The sequence below is a fragment of the Amycolatopsis sp. 505 genome (assembly GCF_031625235.1).
Lineage (GTDB): Bacteria > Actinomycetota > Actinomycetes > Mycobacteriales > Pseudonocardiaceae > Amycolatopsis.
Genome location: NZ_JACKQP010000002.1, coordinates 353085 through 368824, shown reverse-complemented (window position 1 = coordinate 368824; position 15740 = coordinate 353085). Strand labels below are relative to the sequence as shown.

Sequence of the window (15740 nt, the reverse complement as noted above, 5' to 3'; positions counted from 1 at the left end):
TGGCCTCCGCCGCCTACCGTTTTGTCTGTGACGAATGCACAGTGGCAGGCGGTGCGGACCGCGCTGGCGGAGACCGGCGAGCGGTTCGCGGACATCGTGGAGAACGCGCCGGACCCGGGCGCCAAGGCGATCGGGGTCTGGTCGGTCGCCGAGACGGCGGCGCACGTCGGCTGGATCGCGCACGTCTACACGGCCCTGGTGCACGGCGACGGCCGCTCGCTGCCGTTGCCGGAGCTGGAGGAGCAGATCGCGAAGGCCACCATCGAGACGGTCTCGGCGATGAACGACGTCGCGCAGGAGGCCTACCCCGAGCGTGACCCGCGCCTGCTGGCCAAGCAGCTGCGCGCGGACATCGCCGAGCTGCTGCGCGCCGGCGGCGAGTACGGCCCGGACAAGGTGATCGACTGGCTCGGCGGCAGCCGGGTGCCGCTGCCCGGCCTGTTCGCGCACCTGCTCAACGAGCTGGAGATCCACGGCCACGACATCGCCCGCGCGAGCGGGCAGGACTGGCGGATCGAGGCGGCGCACGTGGGGATGTTCCTGGACCTGTTCTTCACCGGCATGGTCCGCAACGACCTCGGACGCCTGCTCGCCCACGCCAAGCCGTCGCCCCGCCGGGTCGCGGTGGAGTTCCGTTCCGACCACACGGCGCCGGTGATGCTGGTTTTGCAGCACGGCGAGCTGCGGGCGGAAGAACCCGACGGCACGGCGGACGCGCGCCTGACCTTCGACCCGGCCGTCCTGGTGCCGATGATGTTCGGCCGGATCTCCCCGCTGCGCGCGGTGGGCACCGGCAAGGTCCGCGTCGGCGGCCGCCGCCCGTGGCGGCTGCCGGAGTTCCTCCGCACGGTCCACATGCCGTAGGCCGGGTCAGGCGGAAGACCAGCCGTCGCCCCATTCGGCGTCGCGGGCGTCCCGGTAGCGCGGGCCCTGCTTCTTCGAAACCGCCACCCCCGGCTTCAGCCCGTCGGCCGTGCAGAGGTCCAGCGCCACCCAGCCCTTGTGCTTCTTCGGGTGCCGGATGATCCGCGCCTCCGGCCGCTCGGGCCGGAGCCGCGACGCGACGACGTACGAGAACTTCTCGTCCTCGAACCCGAGCGTGCCCGCCTTGAGCCGCCGGTGCAGGCCCGAGCGCGGCAGCCGCGCGGCGAAGTGGCACCAGTCCCGGCCGGGCACGATCGGGCACGCGCCGTCGTGCGGACACGGCGCGACCACGTGCAGGCCGAGCTCGATCAGTTCGGCCCGGGCGGCCCGGATCCGTTCGTAGCCGGCCGGCGTGCCGGGTTCGATGAGCGCGACGGTGGTGGCTTTGGCGGCCAGCCACCGCACGACGTCGGTGCGCGTGGCGTCCGGCAGCTCGCCGAGTACGTAGGAGAGCGTGACGAGGTCGGCGTCGGGGGCGGGCGACGCCGGATCGACGAGCCCGCGCCGCCACTCGGCGTCCCGGACCGCGCCCCGGCCGCTGCCGGAGGCGAGCCGCTTGCCGAGCCCGATGGCCCCGGCCACCTGCTCCAGCACGGTGCACTCGGCCAGCGAAGGCCACACGTCCGCGGCAGCCCACACGGCGGCACCGGTGCCCCCGCCGACGTCGATCTGGGTACGCGGCTCGAAGCCGGGAGCGCGTAGGGCCGCTTCGGCAAGGACGGCGTGTACGGCGGCGTAAGTGGCCGGCATGCGGTAGCCGGCGTACGCGGCGATGTCGGCTTCGGAGCTGAGGATCGGCGAAGTGGCCGCGTCACCTTGGCGGTAGCGCGCGCTGAGGCGATCGACGGACTGGGTCAGCCGGGCCACGGGGTGCCGGGCCAGCTCGTCGTCGAGCGCGGAGGAGAGATCATCGGGGAGTACCGCCACGACGGGCAGATTAGCCGGGTGCCCCCGCGCACGAGCGCGGCGGCCGGTGCGGCCGGCCGGTGATCCCCGGTCCGGATTGTCCCCCGGAATCGGCCCTGAGCTGCTAGTTTTCCCGCGCCAAAAGTTTTTTGCGACGGCTGTCGATCCGGTGCCCGGCCGTTCGACGCGTAGGCAGAAGCGAACGAAGGGAGACCGCGGTGCGGTTCATGGTGATCGTCAAGACCAACGAAGACTCCGAGGCGGGCAAGGGCCCCAGCGCCGAGCTGCTCGAGGAGATGGGGAAGTTCAACGAAGAGCTGGTCAAGGCCGGTGTCCTGCTCGCCGGCGAAGGGCTCACGCCGAGCTCGCAGGGCGCGCGCGTCATCTTCTCCGGCAGCGAGGAGCCCAAGGTCGTCGACGGCCCGTTCGCCGAGACCAAGGAGCTCGTCGGCGGCTTCTGGATCCTGCAGTGCCGGGATCGCGAAGAGTGCATCGAGTGGATCAAGCGGATGCCCAACCCCGAGGGCCAGGCCGGCGAGGTCGAGATCCGCCGGGTCGCCGAGGCGTCGGACTTCGAGAACATGACGCCGGAAGTCGCCGAAATGGAAGGCCGGCTGCGGGCGCAGTCCGCCGGGCAGGCGTGACCGTGCGGTTCCTGGTGATCGTCAAGGCCAGCCCCGAATCGGAGGCGCCCGGGTTCCAGCCCAGCGCCGAAGAGCTGACCGAGATGACGAAGTTCAACGAGCGGCTGTTCGCCGAGGGCCGGATCGAGCTCGCCGAGGGGCTCACGTCCAGCGCCGACGGCTCGCGCGTCCTGTTCCAGGGCGACGCGGAGCCCAAGGTCATCGACGGCCCGTTCGCCGAGACCAAGGAGCTGATCGCCGGGTTCTGGGTGCTCAAGGGCGAGTCCCTCGAAGAGGTCGTCGAGCTGATGAAGCAGGTCCCGAACCTCGGCCCGGGCGAGGGCGTCCTGGAGATCCGGCCGATCGACGAGTAGTGGGTTGCACCGCGGAAGATCACCCTGTCTGATGGCCGGGTGACGGTTGCGGACGCCCGGAGAACGGTCGAAACGGTCTGGCGGATCGAGTCGCCGCGCCTCATCGCGGGCCTGGCCCGGATGGCTCGCGGCGACGTCGGTCTCGCCGAAGAACTGGCGCAGGACGCGCTGGTCGCGGCGCTGGAACAGTGGCCGGACTCCGGCGTCCCCCGCAATCCCGGCGCGTGGCTGATGACGATCGCCAAGCGCCGCGCGGTCGACCAGTTCCGCCGCAACGAGCGGTACGCCGAGAAACTCGAGGAAGTCGGGCGCGACCAGCGGCTCGGCGACGGCGTCCTGCCGGACTTCGACGCCGCGCTCGACGACCACATCGAGGACGACGTCCTCCGCTTGCTGTTCGTCGCCTGCCACCCGGTGCTGAACACGCAGGCGCGGGTCGCGCTGACGCTGCGCATGCTCGGCGGCCTGACGACCGACGAGATCGCGCGCGCCTTCCTGGTCCGCGAGTCGACGATCGCCCAGCGGATCGTCCGGGCGAAGAAGGCCCTCGCCGCGGCGAAGGTGCCCTTCGAGGTGCCGGAGGGCGACGAGCGCGTCGCCCGGCTGTCGTCCGTGCTCGAAGTCATCTACCTGGTGTTCAACGAGGGCTACTCGGCCACGCGCGGCGACGACTGGATGCGGCCGGCGCTCTGCGAGGAGGCGATGCGGCTCGGCCGCGTGCTCGCCGGGCTGATGCCGGGCGAGTCGGAGGTCCACGGCCTGGTGGCGCTGATGGAGCTGCAGGCGTCGCGCGCGAAGGCCCGCACCGGCCCGAACGGCGAGCCGGTGCTGCTGCTGGACCAGGACCGCGCCCGCTGGGACCGGTTCCTGATCCAGCACGGCCTCGCGGCGCTGGCGTTGTCCGAGCACATCGCCGAAGGCGCGTACGGCCCGTACTCGGCCCAGGCGGCGATCGCGGCCTGCCACGCCCGGGCGCGGACGGCCGAGGAAACGGACTGGGCCCGCATCGCGGCGCTCTACGAAGGCCTCGGCAAGCTCCAGCCGTCCCCGGTGATCGAGCTGAACCGCGGGGTGGCGGTGGCGATGGCGTACGGGCCGGCGGCGGGCCTGGAAGTGGTCGACGCGGTCGCCGGCGACCCGGCGCTGAAGGACTACCACCTGCTGCCCAGCGTGCGCGGTGACCTGCTGGAGAAGCTCGGCCGCCGCGCGGAAGCCGAGCAGGAGTTCCGGCGAGCCGCGGAGATGACGGAGAACTCCCGCGAACGTGCCCTGCTGCTGGACCGCGCGAAGGCGGTCGCCGGCTGAGGCGTCTCTCAGGCGGATAGCAATACTCTCCATTTCAGATAGTTAAACTATCCGAATGGAGGGGACTGTGGGGAATACTGTGACCAGGCGGGCCGTCCTGGGTGGCGGTGCCGCGAGTGCGGCGGCCGTGCTCGCCGGGGCGTCGAGCGCTTCGGCTTCGGCTCCGGTGCAGGGCCGGTTCGACGGCAAGGTCGTGCTGATCACCGGCGCCACCTCGGGCATCGGGCGGGAGGCCGCGCTCGCGTTCGCGGCCCAGGGCGCCCGGGTGGGGTTCTGTGGCCGGCGGGCCGAACTCGGCCGCGAGGTGGAGCGCGAGCTGCGTGGCCGCGGGTGCTACGTCCGGGCCGACGTCCGCGAGCCGGCCCAGGTCGAGTCCTTTGTGGACACGGTGGTGCGCCGCTGGGGCCGGCTGGACGTCGCGTTCAACAACGCGGGCATCACCCTCGCGAAGCCGCTGCACGAAATCGGCGTCGACGAATGGGAGGACGTCCAGCGGACCAACGCGCGCGGGGTCTTCCTCGCGATCAAGCACGAGGTCCCGCACCTGCTCGAAAACGGCGGCGTCATCATCTGCACCGCGTCGTCGCAAGCCGGGCACACCCGGCCCGGGCACGCGGCGTACACCGCCAGCAAGCGGGCGATCCAGGGCATCGTGAAAGCCGCCGCGCTCGACTACGGCGCCCAGGGGATCCGGGTGCTGTCGATCGACCCGGGGACCACGGACACCGCGTTCGTCCGCCCGCCGGGCATCCCCGACGACCAGTGGGCGCAGTTCAAGCGGGCGTGGGGCCCGCTGAACGTCCACGGCCTGCCGAGGATGGCCGAGCCGAAGGAAATCGCCGCCGCTGTCGTGGCCTTGGCGTCGCCCGGCTTCTCCTACCTCACCGGGACGTCCGTGCTGGTGGACGGCGGCCTCGGCACCGGACGCCCGATGATCATGCCGCCCCGGGGTTAGCGGCCGCGCCAGGCGAGCGGGGACAGCGTCATCGCCGCCTCGGCGACCTTCCGCGCGGTCTCCGTCTTGAGGCCTTTCCGCGCCGACTCGATCCACTCGTCGACCGGGCGGACGCCGATGTCCCGGTACTCCAGGGCCTGCAGGAGCATCTCCAGTTTGTCCGCGTCCTTGGCGCACAACGCTTCCGCGGACTCCCGCGTCTCGTACTCGTCGACGGCCTCGCGAACCAGGTCCCGGGACCGCTCGGGGAGCGAGGCCGTCTGGTCGGCGGTGATCTGCCGCGGCTCCGGCTTGCGCAGGTAGTCGCCGGCCGTCAGCGGGAGGTCGCCCGTGCGCGTCTCCTGCGTGTCGTGCCACAGCGCGAGGAAGGCCGCCCGCTCCGGGGACGCGCCTTCCTCCGCCGCGAGCAGCGCCGCGAGCTGGGCGGCGCGCAGGCTGTGCTCGCCGACCGACTCCGGGTCGCGGACCCCCGCGTGCCACCAGCCCGACCGGCGGACGCGCTTGAGGAGCCCGAGCTCGTAGCCGAACGAGGCCAGCGCTTCAGAGGTCATGCCGCCCAGCCTAGGGCGACGGGATCAGCGCCGTCAGGATCGTCGCCTGGAGGAGCGAAATCACGCCGACCACCGCGGTGAGCAGCAGCGACCACAGGAACGTCTGCCGCAGCAGCGAGCCTTCCTTGCCGCTCTGCCCGATCGCCGTCGCGCCGATCGACAGGTTCTGCGGCGAGATCATCTTGCCCATCACGCCGCCCGAGGTGTTCGTCGCGCCGGCCAGGATCGGGTTCAGGCCGAGCTGCTGCGCCGAGATCACCTGCATCGGGCCGAACAGGCTGTTCGTCGACGCGTCCGAGCCGGTCAGGAACACGCCCAGCCAGCCGATGTAGGCCGAGAACAGCGGGAAGACCACGCCGGTCGTCGCCAGGGCGAGGCCCAGCGTCTGCGTCGCGCCCGAGTAGTTCATCACGAACGCGATGGCCAGGATCATGAAGATCGTCGCCAGCGCCCAGCGCATCTGGTGCAGCGTTTTGGCGTACGTCGTCAGCAGCAGGTTCGCCCGCCCGCCCATCGCGAACCCGGCGATCACCGCCGCGATCAGCGCGACCGTGCCGGGCGAGAAGAGGAAGTCGACGGTCAGCGTCGCCGCGTACGGCGCGTTCTTGGCGGTGATCGGCGGGTGCTGGACGACGTGGTTGTGCAGCCCCGGCCAGGCGAAGACCCAGTCGGCCTTGTGCAGCAGCTTCGTCAGGTCGAGCCAGGTGGGGAGGTTCTTGAAGATCGTCCCGATCCGCGACAGGAAGATCGCCAGGATCAGGATGATGTAAGGCATCCACGCGTACAGCGCGCCGCGCTCGGCCTGGGCGGCGCCGAGGCTCTTGGCCGGGGTGGCTTCTTCGCCGTCGAAGCGCCACACCGTCGCGGGCTGCCAGAAGCGGGTCAGGATCCACAGCGCGGCCATCGCGGTGAGCGCGGCGAGGACGTCGACCAGGCTGGCACTGATGTAGTTGGACGCGACGAACTGCATGACCGCGAAGGCGAGCCCGGCGGTCAGCACGGCCGGCCACACCTCGAGCATGCGCTTCCAGCCGGCCAGGACGACGACCAGGAACGCCGGGATGATCAGCGCCAGCAGCGGGACCTGGCGGCCGACCGCCGCCGAGAAGAGCTCGGTCGCCTGGTCCTGCTTGAGGTGCATGATCGGCGCGGTCAGCCGGCCGAGCACGATCAGCGGGTTGCCCAGCCCGCCGAACGCGACCGGCGCGGTGTTCGCCAGCAGTGCCAGCACGACGGCCTTCACCGGCGGGAACCCGAGCGCGGCCATCATCGCCGCGGTGATCGCGATCGGCGACCCGCCGCCGGCGACGCCTTCGAGCAGCGCGCCGAAGCTGAACGCGATGAGCAGCGCCTGCAGCCGCCGGTCCTCGCTGAACCCGGCGAGCACCCGCTTGATCGCGTCGAACCGGCCGGTGGCGACGGTGACGTTGTGGAAGTACACGGCGTGGAAGGCGATCCAGGCCACCGACCACACGCCGAACACGATGCCCATCGCGGCGGAGTCGAACGCCAGCGCGGCCGGCATCCGGTAGAGCAGGAGGGCGACGCCGAGCGCCGTCACCAGTGCCAGTGCCGCGGAGAGGTGCGCGGAGAACCGGATCACCCCGAGCGAAACCAGCAGCACGATGATCGGGAGCGCGGCGAGCAGCGCGGAAAGCCACAGCCCGCCCGCCGGCTGGTAGTCCTGGATCCAGGTCACGGTCGGCTCCTTTGCCGGTTTCGCGGGTGGTCAGGCCGGCCGGCTCCGGACGTACCCGAGCCGCAGCGACAGGGCGGCGGCGGTCCCGGCCACCGAGGCCCCGAGTTCGTCGAGCCGCCGCAGCACGCGCGGAGCGGGCCCGGCGATGCTGATGGCGGCGATCGGCCGCCCCGAGTGGTCCCGCACGGCGGCGGCGACGCACCCGACGTCGGGCTCGTTCTCGACCTCGTCGATCGCCCACCCGCGGCGGCTGGTCTTCGCGAGCTCGTCGAGCAGCCGGTGCGGGTCGATGATGGTCTTGAGGGTGAGCGAGTCGAGCTTCATCCGCCGCACGCGTTCGAGCCGATCGGCCTCGGGCAGCGCGGCGAGCCACGCCTTCCCGAGCGACGTCGCGTGCTGCGGCCGCCGCGTGCCGAGCCGGCAGGCGAGGGTGACGGCACTGGCACTGCGTTCGGTGGCGACGTAGACCATGGTGTCGTTGTCGGGAACGGCGAGGTAGGTGGTTTCGCCGGACCGTTCGGCGAGCGAGGCGAGGTACCGCGGAGCGCACCGGTGCAGATCGGTGGCGGCCATCGCCCGGGCCCCGAGTTCGACGAGCCGCGTGCCGAGCCGCACCCGCCCGGTGACCTGGTCGGCTTCGAGGTACTCGAGGTTCTTGAGGGTGCCGACGATCCGGTAGGCGGCGCTGCGGGAAAGCCCCAGTTGCCGCGCGATCGCATTGGTGGAAATCTCCTGGTGCCGCCCGACGTGCTCCAGCACGGCAAGCCCGCGTTCGAGAGTTCCGCTTTGTTCGAGCCCGCGCTCCGGTCCCACGACGCCCTCCATTTCCCGCTGAGCGGCACGCCTTTCCGCTGGCTGGGGTTGGACGGTAACACCTCCGATGTATCTGCGGTAGATCTTGGAAAGTTTCGCGACAATGCGAGTAGTTGTGGATGCTAATTGGTTCAACATCCGATGGTTAAGTTTCCTACCTATGGCGGTTGCGCGGCTCCGAGCGGCGGCGTTCGACAGGTTCGACAGGTGGGTTGTTCATATGTGTGAATGTGCGGCCGCGTTGTCCACGGGGTGACGGCAATGTGGACAAAGCGGCGGTGATGGGCGTTCTTTCCGCCGGTGCGGGTGCCGGCGCTCCTCGAAGGTCGCGAATGACTCATTCGGGACCTCGGACGTCCCGAATGAGTCATTCGCGACACTGCAGGCGCCGCCGGTGCGCGAGTTGCCCGTCTTCGCCGGAACCCTGGCTGGGGGCGACGAGCTCGGTGGGGAGGTCTGGGTGGGGTGCCGGTTGGGCGTCCGCGTCTCGTTCGGGCCGGTGGAGTGCCCTGGTGCGCCCCAGCCCACCGCGAAGGCCGCCCGCGAGACGCGCGCCACGGACTCAGGAAAATCACAGCGGCTCGCAGGCACCATCCAGGCGATGTCCCTGCGAAGTCCCCTCCGTACCCGCGCGTCCGTGGCCGCCGGGCGGCTTACCGCCTGGCTCTCGCGCAGCTCCGGGCTGGGCCGCGGCGGGATGATCGGTGGCCGCGTCACCCTGGCCCTCGATCCGCTCGCCCTGCGCCGGCTCGGGCGTGAACGCACCGTTGTGCTCGTCACCGGCACCAACGGCAAGACGACCACCTCGCTGATGCTCACCCGCGCGCTCGAAACGCTCGCCGAGGTCGCCGCCAACAGCGATGGCGCGAACATGCCCGATGGCGTCCTCGCCGCCCTGACCGCCCGCCCCGGCGCGCCCTACGCGGTCCTCGAGGTCGACGAAACCTACGTCCCCTGGGTCGCCGACCAGGTCCGGCCCGCCGTCCTCGTCCTGCTCAACCTCAGCCGCGACCAGCTCGACCGGGTCGGCGAGGTCCGCGCCACCGAACGCGACCTGCGGGCCGCCATCGCCGGCCTGGACGGCACCGTCGTCGTCGCGAACTGTGACGACGTCCTCGTGACCTCCGCCGCGAGCGCCGCCGCGAAGGCCGTCTGGGTCGGCGCCGGCCGCCGCTGGACCGGGGACTCGACGGCGTGCCCGCGCTGCGAAGGCCGCGTCGAAACCCAGGACCGGCACTGGAGCTGCGGGTGCGGCCTCGCCCGCCCGGAACCCGGGTGGACGCTCGACGGCGAGCTCGTGGTCACCCCCGGTGGCCGTCAGGTCGACCTCGACCTGCGGCTGCCCGGCGAGGTCAACCGCGCGAACGCCGCCCTCGCGCTCGCCGCGGCGCACCGGCTCGGCGTGCCGCCGCACACCGCCGCCGCCCGGCTGCGGACCATCACCGACATCGGCGGCCGCTACCGGACGATCCGCCGGTCACGGCACTCCGTGCGGCTGATGCTGGCCAAGAACCCGGCCGGCTGGGTGGAAACGCTGCGCGTGCTGGACGAGGACACCCCGGTCGTCGTCGCGGTCAACGCCCAGGAGGCCGACGGCCGCGACCTGTCCTGGCTGTGGGACGTCCACTTCGAACGGCTCCGCGGGCGCCAAGTCGTCGTCACCGGCGAGCGCGGCGCCGACCTGTCCGTCCGGCTCTGCTACGCCGAGGTCGCGCACTGGGCCGAACCGGACCCGGTCACCGCGATCGACGCGCTGCCGCCCGGCGCGGTCGAGCTGGTCGCCAACTACACCGCGTTCCGCGACCTGGTGGGCAGGTTGCCGAGTGGCTGATTCGACCGTCCACATCGGACTTCTGTTGCCCGAGGTGCTCGGCACCTACGGCGACACCGGCAACGCCCAGGTGCTCGGCAAGCGGCTGCAGTGGCGCGGGCTCGACGCCGAGGTGGTCCCGGTCGGGCTCGGCGAACCGGTGCCGTCCACTTTGGACCTCTACCTGCTCGGCGGCGGCGAAGACGGCGCCCAGGTGCTGGCCGCCGCGCACCTGCGCAAGTACCCGGGCCTGCGCCGGGCCGTCGCGGCCGGTGCGGTCGTCTTCGGCGTGTGCGCCGGCCTGCAGGTGCTCGGCACCCGCTTCCGCGGCCTCGACGGCGTCGACCACGACGGGCTCGGCCTGCTCGACGTCACCACCGAACCCGGCGAGCAGCGCGCGGTCGCCGAGCTGGTCGCGACACCGTCCCGGCTGCTGGACGGCGAGGCGCTGACCGGGTTCGAAAACCACCTGGGCGTCAGCAAGCTCGGCGCCGGCAGCGAGCCGCTCGGGCGGGTCGTGCGCGGCACCGGCAACGGCGACGGCACCGAGGGCGCGGTGACCGACCGGGTCGTCGGCACCTACCTGCACGGCCCGGCGCTCGCCCGCAACCCCGCGCTGGCCGACCTGCTGCTGGCCTGGACGGTCGGGCACCCGCTCGGCCCGCTGGACCTGGCCGAGGTCGAGCGGCTGCGCGGGGAGCGGCTCGCCGTCCCGCGCCGGCGCCGGGGCGCGTGACGGGGTGGCGGCGAGCGTCCCGTCGCTGGTCCGCCCGCGTACCGGCCTCGTTCGTGGTTACGCTGCGTTGGTGAGACTGGGCAAGGTGGTCGCCGCGACCGGCGTCCGGATGCGCACCACCGCGGTGGCGGTGTTCGCGCTCGCGCTGGCCATCGCCGTCGGCTGCGTGGTCGTGGTGCTGCTGCTGGAGGAGTCGCTCGACCGCAGCGTCACCGAGAGTGCCCGCAGCACCGGGCGGCAGGTCGCCATCCAGCTCATCCGCGAGGGCGCGCGCGACCTGAGCGCGAGCGACGTCGCCAGCACCGGCGACACCGAGGCCGTCACGCAGGTCCTGGACGCGCGCGGGACGCCGATCGCGAGCGACCCGGCGATCGTCGGGCACCCGCCGCTGACCACGGCCCGCCCGGTCGTCGGGCACGAGATCGTCGAAACGCTGCCGCTCGGGCTGAACGGCGACAACGACGACTACCGCGTCGTGTCGCAGGAGGTGACCGGTCCGGGCGGGCCGTTCACCGTGATCTCCGCGCGCTCGCTGGAACCGGTCACGGAGGCCTCGACACGGCTGACGCTGCTGCTCGGCCTGATCGCCGTGCCGCTGCTGGCCATCGCCGGGCTCGCGGTGTACCGCGCGGTCGGCTCGGCGCTGCGGCCGGTCGAGCGGATGCGCCGGACCGTCGCGGAGATCTCCACGCGCGACCTCGCCGCGCGCGTGCCGCTGCCGCCGGGCGGCGACGAGGTGCACCGCCTGGCCGTGACGCTCAACGAAATGCTGTCCCGGCTCGCGTCGGCCCAGGCCGCGCAACGCCGGTTCGTCGCGGACGCCAGCCACGAACTGAGATCACCGCTCTCGACGATAAGCACCGCTCTCGACGTCTCCGGGCGGCACCCGGAGAGCACCGGCGACCTGGTGCCGGTGATCGCCCGGGAAACCGCGCGGCTGCGCGAGCTCGTCGACGACCTGCTCATGCTGGCCCGCACCGACGACGCGACCGACCGGCCGCAGCGCACCGAGGTCGACCTCGACGACATCGTCCGCGCCGAAGCCGAGCGCGTCCGCGGGGAGACCACGGCGGACGTCGAAGTGCGCGCGGGGCCGGCGAAGGTGCACGGCAGCGAGGCCCAGCTGCGGCGGGCCGTGCGCAACCTGGTCGACAACGCCCGCGGGCACGCGCGCTCGCGCATCCGCGTCAGCAGCGCGGTGCGCGGCGACCTGGCCGTCATCGAGGTGAGCGACGACGGCCCCGGCGTCGCGGAAGCCGACCGGGAGCGGATCTTCGAGCGGTTCGTCCGGCTCGACGCGTCGCGGCAGCGCGGGCACGGCGGGACCGGGCTGGGCCTGCCGATCGTGGCCGGCATCGCGGCCCGCCACGGCGGCCGGGCGCGCTACGCCGAGTCCGGCGAGCCGGGCGCGCGGTTCGTGATCGAGCTGCCGGTGATCGAACTGCCGAAGGAGGAGTAGTGCGCCTGCTGATCGTGGAGGACGAGCGCGAGTTCGCGGAGACGCTGCGGCGCGGTCTGGTGGCCGAGGGCTTCACCGCCGACGTCGCGCACACCGGCCGCGAGGGCCTCTGGCGGGCGACCGAGCACGCGTACGACGTCGTGGTGCTCGACATCATGCTGCCCGAGCTGTCCGGCTACGAGGTGCTCAAACGCCTGCGCGCGGCGGAGAACTGGACGCCGGTGCTGATGCTGACGGCCAAGGACGGCGAGTACGACGAAGCCGACGCGTTCGACCTCGGCGCCGACGACTACCTGTCCAAACCGTTCTCCTTCGTCGTGCTGATCGCCCGGCTGCGCGCGTTGCTGCGGCGCGGCGCCCCGGCCCGGCCGGCCGTGCTGGAGGCCGGCGACCTGCGGCTCGACCCGTCCGCCCGTACTGTCCACAGGGGACAAAAGCGGATCGAGCTCACCGCGCGGGAGTTCGGGTTGCTGGAGTTCCTGCTGCGGCGGGCCGGAACGGCGTTGTCGAAGAACGAGATCCTGAGCCACGTCTGGGACGCGCACTACGACGGCGACGAGAACGTCGTCGAGGTGTACATCGGCTATCTCCGGCGCAAGATCGACACGCCGTTCGGCACCCACACCATCGAGACGGTCCGCGGGGTCGGCTACCGCCTGGTGGACGTTACTCGATCGTAATCAATCGGGCGTTTTCCGGAAATTGGTTCCGCTGGCCGCCCACGTGCTGCGCCATTTGTCGCCCGTGGTTGCCGCGGACCGCCCAATCGTGCGCGCGAACCGGTGAAAAATGCCGTCCCGCGACGGCCCTGCACGTGAACGTCGGTGTTGCTACGGTGGGCACCCACCCCGTGACTAGGAAAGCGATGACGGAATCGCCACTGCCGTTGCCTGCCCAAAACAAAAATGCGCCCGATGCCGCCGGGAAATCCGTTTCCCGGCTCCGCGCCGCCGATGCCATTCGGGCCGCGAAGGACCAGTTCGCCATGGTGACCGGGCTCACTCCGCACGCCGTGACCGGGATCCGCGGCCGGGGCGACGGCGGCTGGTCCGTGCTCGTCGACGTCGTCGAGCTGGCCCGGATTCCGGACTCCACCAGTGTGATGGCCACCTACCGGGTGGACGTCGACGCCGACGGCGAACTCGGCGCGTGCGAGCGGCTGCGCCGGTTCACGCGGGGCGCCACCGATTCCTGAAAGGAAGGTCGACACGATTGGCCGCTTCGTCCGATTCGTTGGCGGACATTCTGGAACGCGTGCTCGACAAGGGCGTCGTCATCGCCGGTGACATCGGCGTCAGCGTCGTCGACGTCGAATTGCTGACGCTGCGGATCCGGCTGTTCATCGCGTCCGCGCAGACCGCCCGGGAAATGGGCATGGACTGGTGGACCAACGATCCGTTCTTCGCCCCGAATGCCGCGCGAGCGGAACTGGGGGCGTCCGACCTGGCGGCGCGCGTCGCCGAATTGGAGGCCCGGCTGCCCGTGCCGGGCGGGAGGGAAGAACCGCGGTGAGCACCGGAAACTGGCTCTGCGCGTACGCGATCACCCGCAACCGTCCGTCCGCTTTGGACATCGGGCCCGCGCCGCGGCTGATCGGCTACCGCGACCTCGGCGTGGTGGTCGCCGAGGTGGCGCCGGCGCGCTTCGACCGCATCGACACGCTCGACCCGGTCGACGGCACGCTCGCCGAGCTGGCCCGCGAGCACGACGCCGTGGTGCGCGCGGTGTTCCGCAGCGAACCGGTGCTGCCGCTGCGGTTCGGCACGGTCCTCGACGGCGAAGACGCCGCGCTCCGGCTCCTGCAGGCGGGCTACGACCAGGCCCGCGACTGCCTCGACGAGGTGGCCGGCCACCGCGAGTGGGGCGTCCGGGTGCGGCATTCGGAGCCGGCGGCGACCACCCGGCCGGACGCGGCGGGCCTGACCGGGACGCAGTACCTGGTCCGGCGGCGCGAACGGCTGAAGGCGATCCAGCGCGCCCGCGAAGACGTGGCCGGCGCGGCCGGCCGGCTCCAGGAGGCGCTGCGGCGGCAGTCGGCGGACAGTGTGGAACGCGCCCGGCCGCACGGCGTGCTGATGAACACGGCGTACCTGGTGGAGACCGGTCGTGAGGCGGACTTCCACGCGGAGGTCGAGTGGTTCACCCGCGAGCTGAGCGCGGCGGGGGCGACGGTGGAGACGTCGGGCCCCTGGCCGCCGTACTCGTTCACCGACCTCGAGCTCGGAGCGACGGCGAATGGCTGAACCCGACCTGCTGCCCGAGGTCTTCACCCCGTCCGGCACCAACGCCGCCGAGGCCATCGTCGACCTGCTCGACCGGGTCGTGCACCGCGGCGCCGTCGTCACCGGGGACGTCATCATCTCCCTCGCCGGCATCGACCTCGTGCGGCTCGACCTGCGGTTGCTGCTGCTCGGGCTGGAAGGCGAGCCCGGATGACCCAGCGGATCGCCGCCGACGCCGGCCGCGGGCTCGGGCACCTCGTCGTCACCGTGCTCGACATCCTCAAGGAAGTGCTGGAGCGGCAGGCCCTGCGCCGGCTCGACGCCGGCACCCTCACCCCGGCCCAGGTCGAAGCGCTCGGCCAGGCCCTCATCGCGCTGGAGCTCCGGTTCGCCGAGATCCGCGCCGCCCTCGATGACATCCCCGCAACCGAAGGAGCGAAGTGACCAGACCGGGGCAGACCGGTGGCGGACTCGCCGACACCCTCAACATCCTGCTGGACAAGGGACTCGTCATCGACGCCACGGTGAAGGTGTCCCTGATCGGGATCGAACTGCTGTCGATCGAGGCCAGGGTGGTGATCGCCAGCGTCGACACCTACATCCGCTACCTCGAAGCGATGCAGCGGGTGAACGCGCAGGCGCAGCAGCCCAACCCCGGGCAGGTCTCCATCGGGCTCGACCAGACCGTCGGGCTGATCCCGCCCCCGCCGCCGACCTCCGCGGTGGCCGTGCCCCCGGCGCCGGCCATCCCCGTCGAACAGCCGTGACGCTGCAGCTCTACGGCGTCGTCCGGGCCGGGCACCCGCGCGCACCGCGCACGGTCTGCTGGGAGGACCTCGCGATGGTCGTCGGCGACCCCGAGCCCGACCCGGCCGCGCACCTGGCGGTGGTGTCCGCGCTCGTCGAGGGCGGCCCGGTGCTGCCGGTCCGGTTCGGCACGGTGGCCGAGGACGAGGACGCCGTCCGCACCGAGGTGCTCGCCCCGGCCGCGGACACCTACCGCGCCGACCTCGACCGGCTCGACGGCCTGGCCGAGGTGCACGTCTGCCTGCGGTTCACCGAACCCGGGTCGGCGTGGCGGGCGGCCCGCTCGGACGTGCTGCTGTCGCGGGTCGCCGAACGCGCCCGCGACTCCGTGGCGCTGCCGGCGGGCGAGAGCGCCGACGAGCGGTGGGCGTTCCTGGTCGGCTTGGGCGATCTGCTCGTCGTCCGGGACGCCGTCGCCGGGCTCGCGCGCGACGACGGTGTCCAGGCCGATTGGCTCGGGCCCCTGCCCGCGTACAGCTTCCTCGACCGGCGGACGTGCTCCCGCTGGAGCTGGTGAGCGGAGGCGGAACAGTCGCTGAACACTCGTCCCGGCGCT

The 15740-nt window shown here is 72.2% G+C and carries 20 protein-coding genes; 16 read left to right on the top strand and 4 right to left on the bottom strand.

Annotation, left to right across the window (positions count from 1 at the left end; translation table 11 throughout):
* The first annotated feature begins 27 nt into the window (after positions 1 to 27).
* Positions 28 to 864, top strand: a complete 837-nt coding sequence (locus tag H5965_RS08750; protein ID WP_310968885.1) for a maleylpyruvate isomerase N-terminal domain-containing protein — start codon at positions 28 to 30, stop codon at positions 862 to 864.
* Between the two features lie 6 nt (positions 865 to 870).
* Here the strand turns inward: H5965_RS08750 and H5965_RS08745 are convergent, their stop codons facing one another.
* Positions 871 to 1851 (bottom strand): small ribosomal subunit Rsm22 family protein, encoded by a 981-nt coding sequence (locus H5965_RS08745; RefSeq protein ID WP_310968884.1) that lies wholly within the window; start codon positions 1849 to 1851, stop codon positions 871 to 873.
* A gap of 197 nt (positions 1852 to 2048) precedes the next feature.
* Here H5965_RS08745 and H5965_RS08740 point away from each other — a divergent pair, with 197 nt between their 5' ends.
* The 4 genes from H5965_RS08740 (at position 2049) to H5965_RS08725 (ending at position 5087) form a co-directional block, all read left to right on the top strand.
* Positions 2049 to 2474 (top strand): YciI family protein, encoded by a 426-nt coding sequence (locus H5965_RS08740; protein WP_310968882.1) that lies wholly within the window; start codon positions 2049 to 2051, stop codon positions 2472 to 2474.
* Complete coding sequence (locus tag H5965_RS08735; protein ID WP_310968880.1) at positions 2471 to 2827, top strand: YciI family protein; 357 nt, start codon at positions 2471 to 2473, stop codon at positions 2825 to 2827. The genes H5965_RS08740 and H5965_RS08735 overlap by 4 nt, the downstream gene beginning before the upstream one ends.
* 39 nt (positions 2828 to 2866) lie before the next feature.
* Entirely contained in the window at positions 2867 to 4132 is a 1266-nt protein-coding gene (locus tag H5965_RS08730; RefSeq protein WP_310968879.1) for an RNA polymerase sigma factor, read from the top strand.
* Between the two features lie 79 nt (positions 4133 to 4211).
* The gene (locus H5965_RS08725; protein ID WP_310968878.1) at positions 4212 to 5087 is read left to right on the top strand and encodes an SDR family oxidoreductase; all 876 of its coding nucleotides are present in this window, start codon (positions 4212 to 4214) and stop codon (positions 5085 to 5087) included.
* Here the strand turns inward: H5965_RS08725 and H5965_RS08720 are convergent.
* Genes H5965_RS08720 through H5965_RS08710 form a run of 3 tightly spaced genes read right to left on the bottom strand, consistent with a single transcriptional unit; the run spans position 5084 to position 8150 of the window.
* Complete coding sequence (locus tag H5965_RS08720) at positions 5084 to 5638, bottom strand: HD domain-containing protein (protein WP_310968877.1); 555 nt, start codon at positions 5636 to 5638, stop codon at positions 5084 to 5086. The genes H5965_RS08725 and H5965_RS08720 overlap by 4 nt on opposite strands.
* A 10-nt stretch (positions 5639 to 5648) precedes the next feature.
* Positions 5649 to 7337 (bottom strand): lactate permease LctP family transporter, encoded by a 1689-nt coding sequence (locus H5965_RS08715; protein ID WP_310968876.1) that lies wholly within the window; start codon positions 7335 to 7337, stop codon positions 5649 to 5651.
* Between the two features lie 30 nt (positions 7338 to 7367).
* On the bottom strand, positions 7368 to 8150 hold the full coding sequence (locus H5965_RS08710; RefSeq protein ID WP_086837775.1) for an IclR family transcriptional regulator: 783 nt from the start codon (positions 8148 to 8150) through the stop codon (positions 7368 to 7370).
* A gap of 601 nt (positions 8151 to 8751) precedes the next feature.
* Between H5965_RS08710 and H5965_RS08705 the strand changes: the two genes are divergently transcribed.
* From H5965_RS08705 to H5965_RS08655, 11 genes are all read left to right on the top strand, one after another.
* Positions 8752 to 9981 (top strand): MurT ligase domain-containing protein, encoded by a 1230-nt coding sequence (locus tag H5965_RS08705; protein WP_310968874.1) that lies wholly within the window; start codon positions 8752 to 8754, stop codon positions 9979 to 9981.
* Positions 9974 to 10696 (top strand): glutamine amidotransferase, encoded by a 723-nt coding sequence (locus H5965_RS08700; RefSeq protein ID WP_310968873.1) that lies wholly within the window; start codon positions 9974 to 9976, stop codon positions 10694 to 10696. The genes H5965_RS08705 and H5965_RS08700 overlap by 8 nt, the downstream gene beginning before the upstream one ends.
* A 70-nt stretch (positions 10697 to 10766) precedes the next feature.
* Positions 10767 to 12155, top strand: a complete 1389-nt coding sequence (locus H5965_RS08695; protein ID WP_310968871.1) for an ATP-binding protein — start codon at positions 10767 to 10769, stop codon at positions 12153 to 12155.
* Entirely contained in the window at positions 12155 to 12835 is a 681-nt protein-coding gene (locus H5965_RS08690; RefSeq protein WP_310968869.1) for a response regulator transcription factor, read from the top strand. The genes H5965_RS08695 and H5965_RS08690 overlap by 1 nt, the downstream gene beginning before the upstream one ends.
* Positions 12836 to 13020: 185 nt before the next feature.
* On the top strand, positions 13021 to 13350 hold the full coding sequence (locus H5965_RS08685; protein ID WP_310969664.1) for a gas vesicle protein: 330 nt from the start codon (positions 13021 to 13023) through the stop codon (positions 13348 to 13350).
* 17 nt (positions 13351 to 13367) lie between these two features.
* A complete protein-coding gene (locus tag H5965_RS08680) occupies positions 13368 to 13667 on the top strand; it encodes a gas vesicle protein (RefSeq protein ID WP_310968868.1) in 300 nt (99 codons plus the stop codon).
* On the top strand, positions 13664 to 14398 hold the full coding sequence (locus tag H5965_RS08675; RefSeq protein WP_310968867.1) for a GvpL/GvpF family gas vesicle protein: 735 nt from the start codon (positions 13664 to 13666) through the stop codon (positions 14396 to 14398). Before H5965_RS08680 ends, H5965_RS08675 begins: the two co-directional genes overlap by 4 nt.
* Positions 14391 to 14591 (top strand): gas vesicle protein GvpJ, encoded by a 201-nt coding sequence (gene gvpJ / locus H5965_RS08670; protein WP_310968865.1) that lies wholly within the window; start codon positions 14391 to 14393, stop codon positions 14589 to 14591. The genes H5965_RS08675 and gvpJ (H5965_RS08670) overlap by 8 nt, the downstream gene beginning before the upstream one ends.
* Positions 14588 to 14821: a gas vesicle protein K gene (locus H5965_RS08665; RefSeq protein ID WP_310968864.1), complete on the top strand. Its 234-nt coding sequence runs from the start codon at positions 14588 to 14590 to the stop codon at positions 14819 to 14821. The genes gvpJ (H5965_RS08670) and H5965_RS08665 overlap by 4 nt, the downstream gene beginning before the upstream one ends.
* Positions 14818 to 15144 carry a gas vesicle protein GvpJ gene (gene gvpJ / locus H5965_RS08660; RefSeq protein WP_310968862.1) on the top strand — a complete coding sequence of 109 codons (327 nt, stop codon included), beginning with the start codon at positions 14818 to 14820 and terminating at the stop codon, positions 15142 to 15144. Before H5965_RS08665 ends, gvpJ (H5965_RS08660) begins: the two co-directional genes overlap by 4 nt.
* Positions 15141 to 15701, top strand: a complete 561-nt coding sequence (locus H5965_RS08655) for a GvpL/GvpF family gas vesicle protein (protein WP_310968860.1) — start codon at positions 15141 to 15143, stop codon at positions 15699 to 15701. The genes gvpJ (H5965_RS08660) and H5965_RS08655 overlap by 4 nt, the downstream gene beginning before the upstream one ends.
* Positions 15702 to 15740: the final 39 nt, after the last annotated feature.

Coding starts and splice junctions, on each gene's coding strand:
- H5965_RS08720 (WP_310968877.1), bottom strand. CDS start 5,638: ATGACCTCTGAAGCGCTGGCCTCGTTCGGCTACGAGCTCGGGCTCCTC.
- H5965_RS08705 (WP_310968874.1), top strand. CDS start 8,752: ATGTCCCTGCGAAGTCCCCTCCGTACCCGCGCGTCCGTGGCCGCCGGG.
- H5965_RS08685 (WP_310969664.1), top strand. CDS start 13,021: ATGACGGAATCGCCACTGCCGTTGCCTGCCCAAAACAAAAATGCGCCC.
- gvpJ (WP_310968865.1), top strand. CDS start 14,391: ATGGCTGAACCCGACCTGCTGCCCGAGGTCTTCACCCCGTCCGGCACC.
- H5965_RS08665 (WP_310968864.1), top strand. CDS start 14,588: ATGACCCAGCGGATCGCCGCCGACGCCGGCCGCGGGCTCGGGCACCTC.